The 15,234-nt window shown below is 69.6% G+C and carries 13 protein-coding genes; 5 read left to right on the forward strand and 8 right to left on the reverse strand.

Features of this window, described 5'->3' with window-relative positions:
• Positions 1-3: 3 nt before the first annotated feature.
• Genes HWX58_RS12845 through HWX58_RS12855 form a run of 3 tightly spaced genes read right to left on the reverse strand, consistent with a single transcriptional unit; the run spans position 4 to position 2,284 of the window.
• Entirely contained in the window at positions 4-912 is a 909-nt protein-coding gene (locus HWX58_RS12845; protein ID WP_175988352.1) for a 1,4-dihydroxy-2-naphthoyl-CoA synthase, read from the reverse strand.
• Between the two features lie 32 nt (positions 913-944).
• Complete coding sequence (locus tag HWX58_RS12850; RefSeq protein ID WP_175988354.1) at positions 945-1,943, reverse strand: permease prefix domain 1-containing protein; 999 nt, start codon at positions 1,941-1,943, stop codon at positions 945-947.
• Positions 1,944-1,945: 2 nt separating this feature from the next.
• Positions 1,946-2,284, reverse strand: a complete 339-nt coding sequence (locus tag HWX58_RS12855) for a PadR family transcriptional regulator (protein WP_175988440.1) — start codon at positions 2,282-2,284, stop codon at positions 1,946-1,948.
• A gap of 77 nt (positions 2,285-2,361) precedes the next feature.
• On the opposite strand from HWX58_RS12855, the gene HWX58_RS12860 reads away from it, so the two are divergent.
• The gene (locus tag HWX58_RS12860; RefSeq protein ID WP_250646240.1) at positions 2,362-3,375 is read left to right on the forward strand and encodes a GNAT family N-acetyltransferase; all 1,014 of its coding nucleotides are present in this window, start codon (positions 2,362-2,364) and stop codon (positions 3,373-3,375) included.
• A gap of 122 nt (positions 3,376-3,497) precedes the next feature.
• A complete protein-coding gene (locus HWX58_RS12865) occupies positions 3,498-4,481 on the forward strand; it encodes an o-succinylbenzoate synthase (protein ID WP_175988358.1) in 984 nt (327 codons plus the stop codon).
• Positions 4,482-4,604: 123 nt separating this feature from the next.
• On the opposite strand, the gene HWX58_RS12870 is transcribed toward HWX58_RS12865, so the two are convergent.
• On the reverse strand, positions 4,605-5,237 hold the full coding sequence (locus HWX58_RS12870) for a TetR/AcrR family transcriptional regulator (RefSeq protein ID WP_175988359.1): 633 nt from the start codon (positions 5,235-5,237) through the stop codon (positions 4,605-4,607).
• Positions 5,238-5,372: 135 nt separating this feature from the next.
• Here HWX58_RS12870 and HWX58_RS12875 point away from each other — a divergent pair, with 135 nt between their 5' ends.
• The 3 genes from HWX58_RS12875 (at position 5,373) to HWX58_RS12885 (ending at position 10,937) form a co-directional block, all read left to right on the forward strand.
• Entirely contained in the window at positions 5,373-8,195 is a 2,823-nt protein-coding gene (locus HWX58_RS12875; protein ID WP_175988361.1) for an efflux RND transporter permease subunit, read from the forward strand.
• The gene (locus HWX58_RS12880; protein WP_175988363.1) at positions 8,192-10,156 is read left to right on the forward strand and encodes a YhgE/Pip domain-containing protein; all 1,965 of its coding nucleotides are present in this window, start codon (positions 8,192-8,194) and stop codon (positions 10,154-10,156) included. Before HWX58_RS12875 ends, HWX58_RS12880 begins: the two co-directional genes overlap by 4 nt.
• 193 nt (positions 10,157-10,349) lie before the next feature.
• Entirely contained in the window at positions 10,350-10,937 is a 588-nt protein-coding gene (locus tag HWX58_RS12885) for a 2'-5' RNA ligase family protein (protein ID WP_250646241.1), read from the forward strand.
• Positions 10,938-11,135: 198 nt separating this feature from the next.
• On the opposite strand, the gene ccsB is transcribed toward HWX58_RS12885, so the two are convergent.
• Genes ccsB through HWX58_RS12905 form a run of 4 tightly spaced genes read right to left on the reverse strand, consistent with a single transcriptional unit; the run spans position 11,136 to position 15,224 of the window.
• Positions 11,136-12,134 (reverse strand): c-type cytochrome biogenesis protein CcsB, encoded by a 999-nt coding sequence (ccsB, locus tag HWX58_RS12890; RefSeq protein ID WP_175988366.1) that lies wholly within the window; start codon positions 12,132-12,134, stop codon positions 11,136-11,138.
• A gap of 9 nt (positions 12,135-12,143) precedes the next feature.
• Positions 12,144-13,817 carry a cytochrome c biogenesis protein ResB gene (resB, locus tag HWX58_RS12895; protein WP_250646242.1) on the reverse strand — a complete coding sequence of 558 codons (1,674 nt, stop codon included), beginning with the start codon at positions 13,815-13,817 and terminating at the stop codon, positions 12,144-12,146.
• A gap of 28 nt (positions 13,818-13,845) precedes the next feature.
• Positions 13,846-14,610, reverse strand: a complete 765-nt coding sequence (locus HWX58_RS12900; protein ID WP_175988370.1) for a cytochrome c biogenesis CcdA family protein — start codon at positions 14,608-14,610, stop codon at positions 13,846-13,848.
• Positions 14,607-15,224, reverse strand: coding sequence for a TlpA family protein disulfide reductase (locus tag HWX58_RS12905; RefSeq protein WP_175988372.1), 618 nt, complete (start codon positions 15,222-15,224; stop codon positions 14,607-14,609). The genes HWX58_RS12900 and HWX58_RS12905 overlap by 4 nt, the downstream gene beginning before the upstream one ends.
• Between the last annotated feature and the right edge of the window lie 10 nt (positions 15,225-15,234).

The raw sequence follows: 15,234 nt of genomic DNA on the forward strand, positions 1-15,234 counted from the left end.
GGGTCAGTAGTGCCAGGGGAAGGACGACCAGTCCGGATCGCGCTTCTCGAGGAAGGAGTCGCGGCCCTCGACGGCCTCGTCCGTGCCGTAGGCCAGGCGCGTGGCCTCGCCGGCGAAGACCTGCTGACCGACGAGACCGTCGTCGACGGCGTTGAACGCGTACTTCAGCATGCGGATCGCGGTGGGCGACTTCGTGAGCACCGTGCGCGCCATCGACAGCGCCTCGCGTTCGAGCTCCGCGTGCGGGACGACCCGGTTGACCGTGCCCATCTCGTACGCGCGCTGCGCCGAGTACTCTTCGGCGAGGAAGAACACCTCTCGGGCGATCTTCTGCCCGGTCTGCCGCGCCATGTACGCCGAGCCGTAGCCGGCGTCGAAGCTGCCGACATCGGCATCCGTCTGCTTGAACTTCCCGTGCTCGGCGGAGGCGATCGAGAGATCGCAGACGATGTGCAGCGAATGCCCGCCACCCGCGGCCCACCCGGGAATCACGGCGATAACGACCTTCGGCATGAAGCGGATCAGCCGCTGCACCTCGAGGATGTGCAGACGGCCCAACGAGGCAGCGAATGCTGGGCCCTCGGTTGCTGAGCCTGTCGAAGCATACTTGTAGCCGTCCCGGCCACGGATGCGCTGATCGCCGCCCGAGCAGAACGCCCAGCCGCCGTCCTTGGGGCTCGGCCCGTTGCCGGTGAGCAGCACGGCGCCGATCCTCGGATCCTGACGGGCGATGTCGAGCGCCCGGTACAGCTCGTCGACCGTGTGCGGGCGGAATGCGTTGCGCACCTCCGGCCGGTTGAACGCGATGCGGGCGATGCCGCCGTCGTGCGTGACGTGCGCGGTGATGTCGGTGTAGGCATCGGCGCCGGGGGCGAGCACCCACTCGGCAGGATCGAACAGATCGGAGACCATGCGTCCAGCCTATTCCGCCGGGCTCGGCCCGATCACCGCGCCCCGCGCTGCGCGCGCCGCGTCTTGAGCCAGCCGTCGATGATGTCCCAGGCCCCGACCCCGACGATGCCCACGATCAGCAGCACAGACAGGATCTGTCCGACGTCGGACGGCACGTCGTCGCGGTACAGGGTCACGGCGAGGAACTCCGGGTTGAGCAGCTGCCCCGTCACGACGAGGTGCACGGCTCCCGCCGCGAACACGATCGCCAGCACGGTGTTCACCACGGCCAGGGCGGAGCTCCACCCGCGGCGGGCGTAGACGGCGATCGCGAGCAGCGCCTCCGCGCCGATCAGCACCATCGTCGCGGTGATCCACCACGGCCACAGGCCCGGATTCAGGATCGGCATCGACGACGTCTGCGAGCCGAGGCCGACCCCGACGTCGACGCTGTCGCTCGCGAACAGCACGAATCCGACGAAACGATCCCACAGCAGGGCGCCGGCGGCGAGGCCGAGGAAGACGAGCGATGCGATGAGGTCGCCGCGCCCGGCACCGCTCTCCTGCGGCTCGGGCAGGTCGTCGATGCTCCACGACGTGCCCGCGTCCGCACCGGTGCGCTCGAGGATGAAGAACACCAGAGTCGTCCAGAACGCGACGTGCACGATCGTGCTGATGCCGACGACGGCCACCTGGCCGATGATCTCACCGATCGGCTTGTCGGCGATGCCGTTCGCGATCGCGACTCCGACCATCGCGCAGGCGGGCACGATCCACAGCAGCAGCTTCAGCAGACGCCACCAGGTCGGGTAATACGTCGGCCCGATGAGGTGCAGCGGGCGATCGGCATAGCCCGCGGCGAGCGCGGCCGGGTCGCCGAGGTCGGTGAGGACGGTGCGCTCGGCATCCGCCCGGCTCTCGCCCTGTTCGACGCGTGCCTCGACGGCGTCGCCGATGGACGCCTCCAGCTCGGCCCGCACGTCGCCCTGCGTCGCGGGAGGCAACGACTTCGTGACGGCGCCGATATAGCGGTCGGTGAGTGCAGCAGCCATGATCAGACCTCCTGGTCCGTGTTCGTGAGGGTCGCGACGGCCTCGGTGAGGGCGGCCCATTCCGTGGTGAGGGTGTCGGCGAGGCGCATGCCGGCTCGTGAGGTGCGGTAGAACTTGCGGGGCCGCGCCTCGTCGGTGTTCCACTCGCTCGTCAGGTACTCCTGCTTCTCGAGACGGCGCAGCAGCGGGTACAGCGTGTTCGCGTCAGTGGCGAAGCCGTGGCGCTCGAGGTCTTCGAGCAGCCCGTAGCCGTAGCCGGGAGTGCGCAGCAGCTGCAGGCAGGCGAGCACGACCGTGCCGCGCCGCAGTTCCTGCAGATGGGTCTCGAGCGTCTCGTCCATGTCGATCACATTACTGTGCGACACACACTATTGTCAATGATCCATTGATGGTCAACGGATAGGGGTACGGTTGCATGATGCTCGAACTCACCCAGGTCGACCCCTTCGACACGACAGCGGTGGACCTCTGGTGGGACATCTACGCCGCAGCCGAGCGCGCCGATCGCGGCGCCGACTCGGCGGTGTGGACGCGAAACGAGTCCAGGCACGAGCTGCAGCAGCGCAGCCGCGCCGTCGACCGCCGGGCGTATCTGGCGCGCAGCGGCGGCGAGGTCGTCGGCTCCGCACGGCTCGCGCTGCCGCTCCGCGACAACCTCCGCACGGCCAGCCTGGGCGTGCACGTGGCGCCCGAGCTGCGACGCCGGGGCACGGGCTCGGCGGTGCTGACCGCGCTGGAATCCGCTGCACGCGAGGCCGGCCGCAGCATCGTGACCTCCACCGCATCCTGGCCGGTTTCGGCCGGCGACGACGGCGAAGGCGTTCCCGGACGCGAGTTCGCACGGCGGCACGGGTACGCGCTCGCACTCGGGGATGTGCAGAGCCGTCTGCGGCTGCCGCTCGACGCAGAGCTGCTCGATGACGTCGGAGCCGCTGCGGCGGCTCGCTCCGGCGGCTACGCCCTTCGCTCGTGGATCGGGAACGTCCCCGCCGACGTCCTGCGCGGCTGGGCCGAGCTCGATGCCGCCGTCGACACCGAGGCTCCGACCGGCGACCTCGACATCGAACCGGCATCGGTCGACGTGGCGGAGATCCGGTCGAACGAGACGCTGATCGCCCGGCAGAACCGCCGCAGCTTCGGCACGGTCGCGCTCGACGACACCGGCCGCGTGGTCGCGTACACGCAGCTCGTCGTCTCGGGCGACGACGGGAACGCCTACCAGTGGGGAACACTCGTGCGACGCGAGGCCCGCGGGCACCGCCTCGGCACAGCGGTGAAGGTCGCGAACCTGCGGATGCTGCAGCAGCACGCCCCGACGGTCCGCTCGGTGTACACGTACAACGCCGGCGTGAACGAGCACATGCTCGCGATCAACCGCACCCTCGGCTTCGCCCCGTCGGAGCACATGGGCGAGTTCCAGAAGCACCTCTGACGCTGCGGCCGCGCGCCGAATCCCAGACGATCGTGCGGCGCGCCGTCATGTCGGCGCGGGACACACCGTGCAGATGTCGGAGCGTCTGGGATCCGACCCGTCGAGACGGGCAGAATGGCACCATGACGCCGGATCTGGACGAACTGCTCAGCACCGCGCGCGTGGTCGCGCTGCCGATGACGACGCGGTTCCGCGGTGTGGACGAGCGCGAAGCGCTGCTGTTCGAGGGCCCGCAGGGGTGGGCAGAGTTCTCGCCATTCGTCGAATACGCGGATGCCGAGGCGGCAGTGTGGCTCGCAGCATCCATCGACTACGCCTGGAACACGCAGCCCGCGCCCGTGCGCGAGCGCATCCCCGTCAACGCCACGGTGCCGGCAGTCGGCGCCGAACGGGTCGCCGAGGTGCTGGCGCGGTTCCCCGGATGCCGCACGGCTAAGGTCAAGGTCGCCGAGTCCAGGCAGTCGCTCGCCGATGACGTCGACCGCGTGCACGCCGTGCGCGAAGCCCTGGGACCGGAGGGGCGGGTGCGCATCGACGCCAACGCGAACTGGAACGTCGACGAGGCCGAACGCGCGCTGCACGCCCTGGCCGAGTTCGACCTCGAGTACGCCGAGCAGCCGTGCGCGAGCGTGGAGGAGCTCGCCGAACTGCACCGACGCGTGAAGTACATGGGCATCCCGATCGCGGCGGACGAGAGCATCCGCAAGGCGGAGGACCCGCTCGCCGTCGCTCGGGCCGGCGCCGCGGATCTCATCGTGATCAAGGCTCAGCCGCTCGGGGGCATCCGGCGAGCGCTCGAGATCGTCAGCGAGGCCGGGCTCGCCGCCGTGGTCTCGAGCGCGCTCGATACGGCGGTCGGTCTCAGTCAGGGCGCAGCCCTCGCCGCTGTCCCGCCCCCACTGGGATACGACTGCGGCCCGGGCACCGGCGCGCTCTTCGCCGAGGACGTCGCCGATCTCTCCCCGGTCGACGGGGCGATCCCGGTCGGCCGCGTCACACCAGATGCCGCGCGCCTCGACCGGCTCGCGGCATCCGACGACCGCCGCGACTGGTGGCTCGACCGCCTGCGCCGCTGCCACGCCCTGCTCGCAGCATCCGACGGCTGAGCGCCGCCCGCGCCAGCGAACCCCTGAGCGCCCTGCGCCCGCCCGCGAGACGAGGGTTGCAGCATGAGACGGGTGCGTGCAGCACGGGTCTCATGCCGCAAACCCCGTTTCGTCAGGGCGCGCTCACGGAGCGGTGGGCGCGATGATCAGTTCGACGAGCTGACCCAGGGCCTCGGCGCCGGCGCGGTGCAGCTTCTCGCCGTCCCACCCCGACACGGCGGCACGCGCCATGCATCCCTCCCACTGCACCATGAGCATCTGTGCGGCGGCAGGCACGTCGATGCGCAGCGCGAACAGGCCGGAGTCGACGATGCCCTGGATGATGCCCTCGATACTCGCGAGCATCGCACGGTCCTGGGCGAGATAGGCCTTGCCGAACGCGTCGTCGCGCAGCGCTCGGATGCGGATCTCACTCATCATCAGCACGCCGAGGCGGTCGTCGAGCCCGGAGTCCATGACCTTCTGCACGAGTTCGATCGGGTCGGCATCCCCACGGAGCACGCCGGATGCGACGAACTCGTCGATGCGCCCGCGAACGGATGCCAGGCGCTGCTCGGCGACGGACGAGGCGAGCTGCAGGAACAGCTCGTCCTTGGACTCGAAGTTGGAGTAGAACGCGCCGCGGGTGAAGCCGGCGCGCTCGCAGATCGCCTCGACGCTCGCACCCTCGAGACCGACCTCGGCGAAGACCTGGGCTGCGGCATCCATCAATCGCGCCCGCGTGTTCTCGCGGCGCCTGGTCACCGGAATCGTCATCGAAGCCTCCTCCCCCATTCTTTCTCGAACTCACATCCGGCGCACAGTTTTGCACGTCCGTCGAATCGTAGGATACACATATGTATCGGATACATCTCTGTATCCGACCCCCGCGTCGGCTCTCACGGAGGCACCGTGTCCACACTCCTGTCGTCCCTCGGACGCTGGTCGTTCCGTCACCCCTGGCGCGTGCTCGCCGCCTGGCTGATCATCCTCGCCGCGGCGGGTGGTGGCGCCGTCGTGCTGCAGCAGGGCACCGACAACTCCTTCAGCATCCCCGGCACCGAGGCGCAGGACGGCCTCGAGCAGCTGTCGCGGTCGTTCCCCCAGGTCAGCGGCACGAACGCGCAGTTCATCGTGGTCGCCGCCGAAGGAGACCGGATCACGGATGACGACTACCGCGAGCCGATCGAGGATGCCGTGGACCGGCTCGCGGACCTCGATGGCGTGCTCGCGGCGACCTCCCCCTACGACGACATGGTCGAGGGCATGGTCAACGACGGTGAGAGCGCCGCGATCGTCCAACTGCAGTTCGACGGCCAGGCCACCGACGTCTCGGATGCGACGAAGGACGAGCTCACCGCGATGGTCGACGACCTGCGCGGCGAGCTGCCCGACGGATCGCAGCTCAAGCTCGGGGGCGATCTGTTCGCGATCTCGATCCCCGGCGTGACGCTCACCGAAGCCGTCGGTCTCGTCATCGCGCTGCTCGTGCTGATCGTGACGTTCCGTTCCTTCGTCGTCGCGGGCCTCCCGCTGCTGACGGCCGTCCTCGGCGTCGGGATCTCGATGGCCGGGATCTTCGCGGCGACGGCCTTCGCGACGGTGTCGTCGACGACGCCGCTGCTCGCGCTCATGCTCGGCCTTGCCGTCGGCATCGACTACGCGCTGTTCATCATGGCCCGCCATCAGGATCAGGTGCGCGACGGCGTCGAACCGGAGGAGTCCGCCGCTCGCGCGGTCGGGACGGCCGGGTCGGCCGTCGTGTTCGCCGGCATCACGGTGCTCATCGCTCTGATCGGGCTCGGGTTCGCCGGCATCCCGTTCCTGACGACCATGGGCATCGCGGCATCCGTCGCGGTCGCCGTCGCCGTCGCGATCGCCGTCACCCTCACCCCCGCACTGCTCGGGTTCCTCAAGGTACGCATCGTCGGGCGCCCGAAAAAGGTGCGCAAGGGCAACAAGCCCGCCCGCCGCTTCAGCGACCGCTGGGTCACGGGCGTGACGAAGCATCCGGTCGTCACCTCCGCCGCCGTGGTGCTCGGGCTCGGCCTCGTCGCCGTGCCGGCGCTCAGCCTCGACCTCGCCCTGCCGAACGCCGGAGTGCTCGCACCCGACGACGAGGCGCGCCAGAGCTACGACCTCACGGCCGAGGAGTTCGGCCCGGGGTTCAACGGCCCGCTCGTGCTGACCGGCACGATCGTCACCTCGACCGACCCGCTCACCCTGATGGAGGATCTCGGGGATGCCGTCGCCGAGGTCCCTGGCGTGAAGGAGGTGGCGCTGGCCACCCCGAACGAGACCGCGGACACCGGGATCGTCCAGGTGATCCCCGAGACCGCACCGGACGACCCGGCCACCAGCGACCTCGTCCGCGAGCTGCGATCGCACCACGACGAATGGCTCGACGAGTTCGGCATCGACGTCAAGGTGACCGGGTTCACCGCCGTCGCGATCGACATCTCCGACCAGCTGGGCGCGGCACTGCTGCCGTTCGGCGTGTTCGTGATCGGTCTGTCGCTGATCCTGCTGACGATCGTGTTCCGCTCGATCTGGGTGCCGATCACCGCGGCTCTGGGCTACCTGCTGTCGATCGTCGCCGCGTTCGGCATCGTCGGCGCCGTGTTCGAGTGGGGCTGGATGGCCGATCTGCTGCACGTGGCGAAGGTCGGTCCGATCATCAGCTTCATGCCGATCATCCTCATGGGCGTGCTGTTCGGCCTCGCGATGGACTACCAGGTGTTCCTCGTCTCGCGGATGCGCGAGGACTTCGTGCACGACCCCGCCGCTCGATCCGCGAACCGCGCCGAGCGGCGGGCTGCGGCTCTGCGCGCGGTGCGCAGCGGCTTCACCGGATCGGCGAAGGTCGTCACCGCCGCCGGGCTCATCATGTTCGCGGTGTTCGTGGCGTTCGTGCCCGAGGGCGACTCGTCGCTCAAGCCGATCGCCCTGGGGCTCGCCGCCGGCATCGCGATCGATGCCTTCCTCGTGCGGATGACGCTGATCCCCGCGCTCATGGCGATTCTCGGCGAGCGCGCCTGGGAAATCCCGCGCTGGCTGGAGCGAATCCTGCCGAGCGTCGATATCGAGGGCGAGGCCGTCGAGCGCGAGCGGCACCTGGCCTCCTGGCCGGGCGATGACTCTGTGGTGGCCGCGGATGCGCTCGTGCTCAGCGCGGATGCGCCGATCGTCGAGGGTCTGTCGTTGCGTCTCGCACCAGGCGAGGCGGTCATCGCGACCGGTCAGGACGCGCGCGTTCACCGCGCGGTCGCGCTGGCCGTCGCCGGCCGTCTGGCTCCGGATGCCGGAAAGCTCCGCGTCGCCGGCCACCTGCTGCCGGGACGTGCGGCCTGGGTTCGTCGCCACGTCGGCACCGTGCTGGTCGATGACGCGGATGCCGCGCTCCTCGACCTGCGCGAGGCTCTGCGCGGAGCATCCGAACTCGTCGTGATCGACGGGATCGACCGCTTCACCGGCGGGCAGCGCGATCAGGCGACGGCCATGCTGCAGCACGCCGCGGCATCACGCCCGCTGGCGGTGTTCGCGACCGCATCCGACGCGGGCGTCGCCCGCACGATCCTGGCGGAGGCCGCCTGGCCCGCCGCTTCCACCCTCGACCTCTCCACCGAGGCCCCCTCTGGCCGTCGAAGCCCCCTCGCACCTGCGTCCGCAGGCGGGGGCGCCGACGGCCAGGAGGGGCCCCGACACTCCGCTACCGACTCCGAGGTGAACGCATGAACCTCTCCATCGAGCGGGCACGCGCCCGCAAGCCCATCACGCTGCTGACGATCCTGGGCGTGCTGCTGCTGCCGGCCGTGATCGGCGGCATCCTCGTCGCGGCACTGCAGAATCCGACCGAGCGGCTCGACACGATGACCGCCGCGATCGTGAACCTCGACGAGCCGGTCACGATCGACGACCAGTACACGCCGCTGGGGCGCCAGCTCGCCGCCGGCCTGGTCGAGGGCTCGGACGACATGGGCTCGAACCTGACCTGGGTCATCTCCAACGAGGACGACGCCGCCGAAGGTCTCGCCGACGGCAGCTATCAGGCTGTCGTGACTATCCCGTCGCAGTTCTCGGCCGCGGCCACCTCGGCCGGTCAGCGGATCTCGAGCGGCAGCGGCACCGCGGAGCAGGCGACGATCCAGGTGACGACGCCCGATGACGGGCTCGTCGCGGACGACCTCATCACGTCGCAGATCGCCACGGTCGCGGCCTCCTCCATGAGCACGATGCTGAGCGAGGCGACGACGGAGAACATCCTCGTCGGCTTCACCACCATCGGGGACCAGATCGGCGAGGCGGCGAACGGCGCGGACGAACTCGCGAACGGCGCGCGCTCTGCGGCCGACGGCGCCGCCGAGCTTCCGAGCGGCGCGACGCAGCTCGCCGATGGCGCAGCGCAGCTGGGATCGGGGGCATCGGAACTCGCGAACGGGCTCGGCACGATCGCGTCGGGGACCCGGGATGCCGCGAACGGCGCAGCCGAGCTCGGCGGCGGACTCAGCAGCGGGGCCAGCGCACTCGAGCAGTCCGGGCTGGTGCCCGATCAGCTGTTCACAGCCGCGATTGGCTCGCAGCAGGCGACCGCCGGCGTGAAGGGCGGGGTCGGCGATCTGGCCGCAGGCATGAACCGACTGCTCGCAGCATGCGTCGGCCGCGAGGAGATCGACCCGGTCTGCATCGGTCTGGCGGACATGGCCGCCGCGATGCCGGAGCTCCAGGGTGCTGCGGACATGGCTTCACAGGCCGCTGCCGGAACCGCCACCGGACTGAACGCGTTCGACACGCAAGCGACTCAGACGATGGCCGGTCAGCTGCGCACCGCCGGTCAGGGAGCCTTCGATCTCTCGAACGGCCTGAACCAGCTCGCGGGCGGAGTCGACCAGTCGGCCGCGGGCGCGATGGCGCTCGGCACCGGTGCGACGGGCCTGAGCGACGGAGCCACGGCACTGGCTGCCGGCGCGGGCGAGCTCGCGACCGGTCTCGACGACCTCGCCGGCGGCAATGAGGAGCTCGCGAGCGGATTGCACCAGGCCGCCGACCAGCTGCCCTCGTTCAGCGACCAGGAGTCGACGTCGCTGGCATCCGTCATCGCGGACCCTGTGACCTCGAACGCGCAGGCGAACACGATCTTCGGTCCGACGGCGATCCCCCTGCTCGCGGCTGTGGTGCTGTGGTTCGGCGGACTGGCGTCGTTCCTCGTGATGCGGGCGCACACCGCGCGGACCCTGACCTCGCGCCGTTCGTCGGCGTGGCTGACGCTCGGCGGCTTCTGGCCAGCCGCGACGATCGGCGCAGGACAGGGCGTTCTCGTGGCGCTCATCGTGCAGATCGTGGCCTCGTACGACGCCGCGACCTGGTGGGTGTTCGCCGGCACCGCGGTGCTCGCAGGGATCGCGTTCGCCGCCGTCAACCAGGCACTCGTCGCCGTGTTCGGCGGGGCGGGTCGCTGGGTCAGCGCACTCGTCGGGGTCGTCGCGATCGCCACAGGGCTCATCTCCACCGTGCCCGACTGGCTCTCCTCGATCGGGGCCATGCTCCCCACGGCACCGGCATTCACCGGACTCATCGCCGGGAGCAGCAGCGCTGTCGCCGGGCTCATCGCCTGGGCCGTGTTGTCGCTGATCGTCACCACGGTCGCGGTGGCGCTGCGCCGCACGACATCGGCCAACGCGGTCCTCGCCACGGCGTAACATCCGCCCGTCCTTCCGTCCGCCCCGCCGGGGTCCGGAAGGGTCGCAAACGGTCGCCGAGCGCGGCGCGAAGCGACCATTTGCGCCACCTCCCGAGCTGCTCCCCCGACGCAGGGGTCGTAAATGGTCACTGTTCCGAGCGGGTGGCAACGCATTGCGACCCCTGCCGCGCCCGATCCGTTAGCGTCGGGGGATGCGACGCCCGTTCATGACCCACCCCGACCAGCTCGCGTCTCTCGATGGCCAGCAGTACCTGGTGCTCCGTCCGACCGGACCGGTCTCCGCGGCGTATCGCCACGTGCAGGGCGAGCTGCTTGCGCATGTGCCGACCGGGACGAAGCATCCGCACACCGAGCATGTCACGCTCCGCGGCTTCTTCGAGCCCGAGCGGCGCGTGGAGGTCGCCGCGCTCGTTCGCGACTGGGCTGCGGCGCAGCATCCGATCGAGATCATCGCCGACGCGATCGACGTGTTCCCGGCGCCCTGGCAGATCGTGATCACGCGTCTGGCGCGGACGCCGTCCCTCGTCAGCGCCTATGCGTCGCTCACCGACGCTGTTGCGCGGACCGATTTCCGCCGCCTCGACGAGCTGCCGCTCGACGACTGGATCTTCCACCTGTCCGTCGTCTACGGAAAGACGCTGGAACCAGCAGCCTGGACTGAACTCGAGCAGGCATCGCGACGCGACCTGACCGCGCGGCCGAGCTGCATCGCTGCAGACGTCGAACTCGTTTGGTACGAGGACGGCCGCGAGCACGCCGAGGTCATCCCGCTCGGCTGAGGCGGAGCGCGGCGTTCCGCCTCCCGCCTGCCTCAGAGGTCGCAGATGGTCGCTATCCGCCCATCGCTGCCGACCACTTGCATCCCCCACGAAACGTTCCTCCAGCCCCGGGGACGCAGATGGTCGTCAGAACACGCGAATGGCGACCTACTGCGCCACCTCCGGCGGCGAGACCGACGCGACGCGAAGCCGCGGGCCTCAGCTCAGGCCGCTGTAGGCGTGCAGGCCCTTGAAGAACACGTTCACGATCGTGAAGTTGAAGATCACGGCGGTGAAGCCGACGATCGACAGCCACGCGGACGGGTTTCCGCGCCAGCCGCGGGTGGCGCGGGCGTGGATGTATCCGGCATAGAGCACCCAGATGATGAACGTCCAGGTCTCCTTGACGTCGAAGCCCCAGTAGCGGCCCCAGGCGTCCTGCGCCCAGATGGCGCCGGCGATGAGGGTGAAGGTCCAGAAGATGAACCCGACGATCGCGAAGCGGAAGGCCATGCCCTCCAGCCGCTCGGCGTTCGGCAGCGTGCCGAGGAAGCGCGGCCCCGGCTTCTCGAGCCCTTCGGCGATGCGGCGCTCGCGCCGCGACTGCATGAGCTGCAGCACCGACAGCGCGCAGGCCAGCGCGAAGAACGCCGTGCCGAGTGAGGCGACGAACACGTGGATGACGAGCCACACGCTCTTGAGCGGATCCATCAACGGCACGACGCCGACGTAGAAGCTGATCGCTGCCGCGCCCATCAGCACGACGACGAGCCCGGTGATGAAGGTGCCGAGGAAGCGCAGGTCGACCCGGGTGTTCACGACCAGGTAGACGAAGACGACCAGCAGTGTGCCGGTCATCGCGAACTCGTAGAGGTTCGCCCACGGCACGCGCTCCGCCGCGATGCCGCGCGTGATCGTCGCCGCCAGCTGGAACAGGAACCCGAGGACCGTCAGCGCCGTTCCGATCCGCGCCATGACGTAGCGCGGCTTCGCGGGTGCATCGGATGCCGGTACGTCGGATGCCACGGCATCCCCGCCCGCCCCGACTTCCGCCGACCCCGCGCCGACGAGCACGGCCTCGCGCTCGCGGACCAGACGTGCGTCCGCATGCACCTCGGAACGGCGTGCGAGATCGAACGCGTAGGCGACGAAGGCCGCCGCGTAGATCGCGATCGCCGTCCAGATGAACAGGATCGAGAGGGAGTCGAGGTCGGGCATTGTCCCAGTCTACTTTCGGGTGGTTGCGGAGGAAGCGGCGTCCATGAGGCGGGCATGGCCGGTCGCGAGGTCGTCGACGGCGGCGCCGAGCGTCGGATCCTCGCCGCGGGCGAGGCCCGCGTACTCGAGGCGCACCTCCCCGCCGGTCGCCGTCGCCTTGACCCACATCCGGCGACGGGGCACGAACAGGGCGAGCATGAGACCGCCGAGCGCGAGCAGGGCGAACACGAGCACCCAGACCGCGGACTGGTCGTGGTGCACCTGAAGCGAGGCGAACCGCTTGACGGACTCCGTATAGTCCGTGGCGCCGACCGGGGATTCGTCCTCGAACGTGATCGTGCCGCGGCCGCCCGGAAGATCAGCGGTCTCGCCCGGTTGCAGCTCGATCGACGGGGTGTCGCTGCCGTCGCCGGCGATCGGGGTGAGCTCGTCGGTGTCGAGCACGTACACCGACTTCGGGGAGCCGTCGTCGATGCCGAGGTCCCCCTCGTACACGCGGAGGGTGAGCAGCGGATTGAGCAGATCGCCGTGCGCCGACGCGAAGGCGCCGTTGTCGAGCTTCACCGCGCTCGGATAGAAGAACGCGGCGATGCCGAGCTGCTCGGGCAGGCCGTCGGTGACCTTGATGACGCCGAGGGAGGTGAGCGCGTTGTCCTGCGGCAGGAACGGCACGGAGTTGTCGTAGACGACCTCGCCGTCGGCGTTGCGCACCGTGATCGTCGGCGCGTATCCGTTGCCGAGCAGGTAGACCTTGTCGCCGGCGATGTCGAGCGGATGGTTCACCCGGACGGCATCCTCGCGCGTCTTTCCGTCCTGCGTGACCGTCACGTTCGCCGAGAAATCGCCCGCCTGGCCGGATGCCGCCGACCCGTACTCCTGGTAGGTCACATCGAACGAATCGAGCGTCATCGAGTACGGGCTGAGGGCGTCGTCGCCGACGAAGCGGCCGCGGTTCATGGACTCGTAGTCCAGGAGCGTGTTGACGAACGTCTGACCCTCGACGACCACGCGCTGGCCCGTGTATGCGAAGCTGCCGCCGACGCCCACGGTGATGAGCACCCCGACGAGCGCGAGGTGGAAGACGAGGTTCCCGGTCTCGCGCAGGTAGCCGCGCTCGGCCGAGACGGAGTACGTCGCGCCCCTGTCGTAGCGTTCGACCCGGTACCCGAGCGCCTTGAGCTGCTTCTGGGCCACGTCGATGGACCGGGATGCCTCGGCGTCGGCATCCGCCCCGGTGACGGGACGAACCACCGAGCGGAAGTCCTCGAGCCGCTGCAGACGGACGGGTGTGCGCGGCGGGCGCGAGCGCAGCGCCCCCAGGTGGTGCTTGATGCGCGGGATCACGCAGCCGACGAGCGAGATGAACAGCAGCAGGTAGATCGCCGAGAACCACGGCGACAGGTAGACGTCGAACATGTCCAGCGCATCGAGCACCGGGAACAGGTCGGGGTTGTCGGTCTGCCATTGCGTGACGCCATTGGGGTCGGCCATGCGCTGCGGGAAGATCGAGCCCGGGATCGCCGCGATCGCGAGCACGAGGAGCAGGATGATCGCGGTGCGCATCGAGGTCAGCTGACGCCAGCCCCAGCGCAGCCAGCCCACGACGCCGAGGCGCGGTTGGGTGATCGCGGCCTCATCGCCGTCGATGTGGTCGGAGGGGCGGAGCGGATCGGAACTCGTCACGGCATCCTTCTGGTTCTTTCGCGATTTCTCAGAGCGGGAGGATGACACTGCCCATCACCGCCGTCAGTCGGGACATGATGTCGGTCCACAGGCCCGTGACCATGAGGATGCCGAGCGCGATGAGCAGCACGCCGCCGGCGATGTTCACCACGCGGATGTGGCGGCGCAGGAACCCGATCGCCTTGGTCGCCCAGCCGAAGCCGAGGGCGACGAGCAGGAACGGGATGCCGAGGCCGAGACTGTACGCGAGGCCGAGGAATCCGGCCCGCCAGGGGTCGCCGACATTGATCGACAGCGCGACGATCGTCGTGAGGGTCGGTCCGATGCAGGGAGCCCAGCCGATGCCGAGCGCGAAGCCGAGCAGCGGCGCCCCGATGAGGCCGGTCTTCGAGCTGACCTGCATGCGCCATTCGCGCTGCGCGAATCCGAACAGACCGAGGAAGACGAGACCCATCGCGATGATCACGACGCCGAGGATGCGGGTGATGAGGTCGCCCCATTGCAGGAAGAAGACGGATGCCGCGCCGCCGACGACCGTGAACGCGATGAACACGACGCTGAATCCGAGGATGAACAGGAGCACCCCGAGCACGAGGCGGCCGCGGCTCCCGCCGATCCCTGAGCCCGTCGAAGGGTCAGCGCCCTTCGGTGCCACCGCTCCCCCGATGAACCCGAGGTACCCCGGCACGAGCGGCAAGACGCACGGGGAGAGGAACGAGACGAGGCCGGCGAGCATCGCGACCGGGATCGCGAGCCAGAGGGCGCCGGAGCCGATCAGCTCAGCCGTGTTCACGCGCTCTCCGCGAGCGCGTCCTTGACGAGCGTCGAGAGGATGCTGGTGCCGTCGATCTGTCCGATGATCCGAGCGGCGACACGACCCTGCTTGTCGAGCACGAGAGTGGTGGGGGTGGCCTGGATCGGCGTCGCGCTCGCGAACGCGAGCTTCGCGGCGCCGCTGTCGACGTCCATGATGCTGGGGTAGGTGACGCCGTACGTCTTCGCGAACGAGCGCGCCGTGTCGGCCTGGTCGTAGATGTTGATGCCGACGAATGAGACGCCGTCGCCCGCGTACTCCTGCCAGACGTCCTCGAGGTCGCCCGCTTCGACGCGGCACGGGGCGCAGCCGGCGTACCAGAAGTTCACGACCGTCACGTCCCCGGCGATGTCGGCGCTGTCGAACTCATCACCGTTCTCGGTGACGCCGCTGAAGACGACCGGCTCACCGCGATCGGCGACGGGGATCTCCTCGACCGCGCCGTCCGCCGAGATGTAGCCCTTGCCGTCGCCCGACAGGTACTGCTCGGCGACGGGGTCGGTGCCGCAGGCCGTCAGTGAGACGGCGACCAGCGCGGCGAGCGCAGCTCCGAGCACGCGACGGGCACGGTGATTCGGCGAGAGAGCGGGCACATTCCCAGTC

The organism is Microbacterium tenebrionis (assembly GCF_903645325.1).
Lineage (GTDB): Bacteria > Actinomycetota > Actinomycetes > Actinomycetales > Microbacteriaceae > Microbacterium > Microbacterium tenebrionis.

What these genes read in the sequence shown, in the direction of transcription:
- HWX58_RS12860 (WP_250646240.1), top strand. Translation starts at nt 2,362, where the DNA reads ATGCTCGAACTCACCCAGGTCGACCCCTTCGACACGACAGCGGTGGAC.
- HWX58_RS12870 (WP_175988359.1), bottom strand. Translation starts at nt 5,237, where the DNA reads ATGACGATTCCGGTGACCAGGCGCCGCGAGAACACGCGGGCGCGATTG.
- HWX58_RS12845 (WP_175988352.1), bottom strand. Translation starts at nt 912, where the DNA reads ATGGTCTCCGATCTGTTCGATCCTGCCGAGTGGGTGCTCGCCCCCGGC.
- HWX58_RS12880 (WP_175988363.1), top strand. Translation starts at nt 8,192, where the DNA reads ATGAACCTCTCCATCGAGCGGGCACGCGCCCGCAAGCCCATCACGCTG.
- HWX58_RS12850 (WP_175988354.1), bottom strand. Translation starts at nt 1,943, where the DNA reads ATGGCTGCTGCACTCACCGACCGCTATATCGGCGCCGTCACGAAGTCG.
- HWX58_RS12885 (WP_250646241.1), top strand. Translation starts at nt 10,350, where the DNA reads ATGCGACGCCCGTTCATGACCCACCCCGACCAGCTCGCGTCTCTCGAT.
- ccsB (WP_175988366.1), bottom strand. Translation starts at nt 12,134, where the DNA reads ATGCCCGACCTCGACTCCCTCTCGATCCTGTTCATCTGGACGGCGATC.
- HWX58_RS12855 (WP_175988440.1), bottom strand. Translation starts at nt 2,284, where the DNA reads ATGGACGAGACGCTCGAGACCCATCTGCAGGAACTGCGGCGCGGCACG.
- HWX58_RS12865 (WP_175988358.1), top strand. Translation starts at nt 3,498, where the DNA reads ATGACGCCGGATCTGGACGAACTGCTCAGCACCGCGCGCGTGGTCGCG.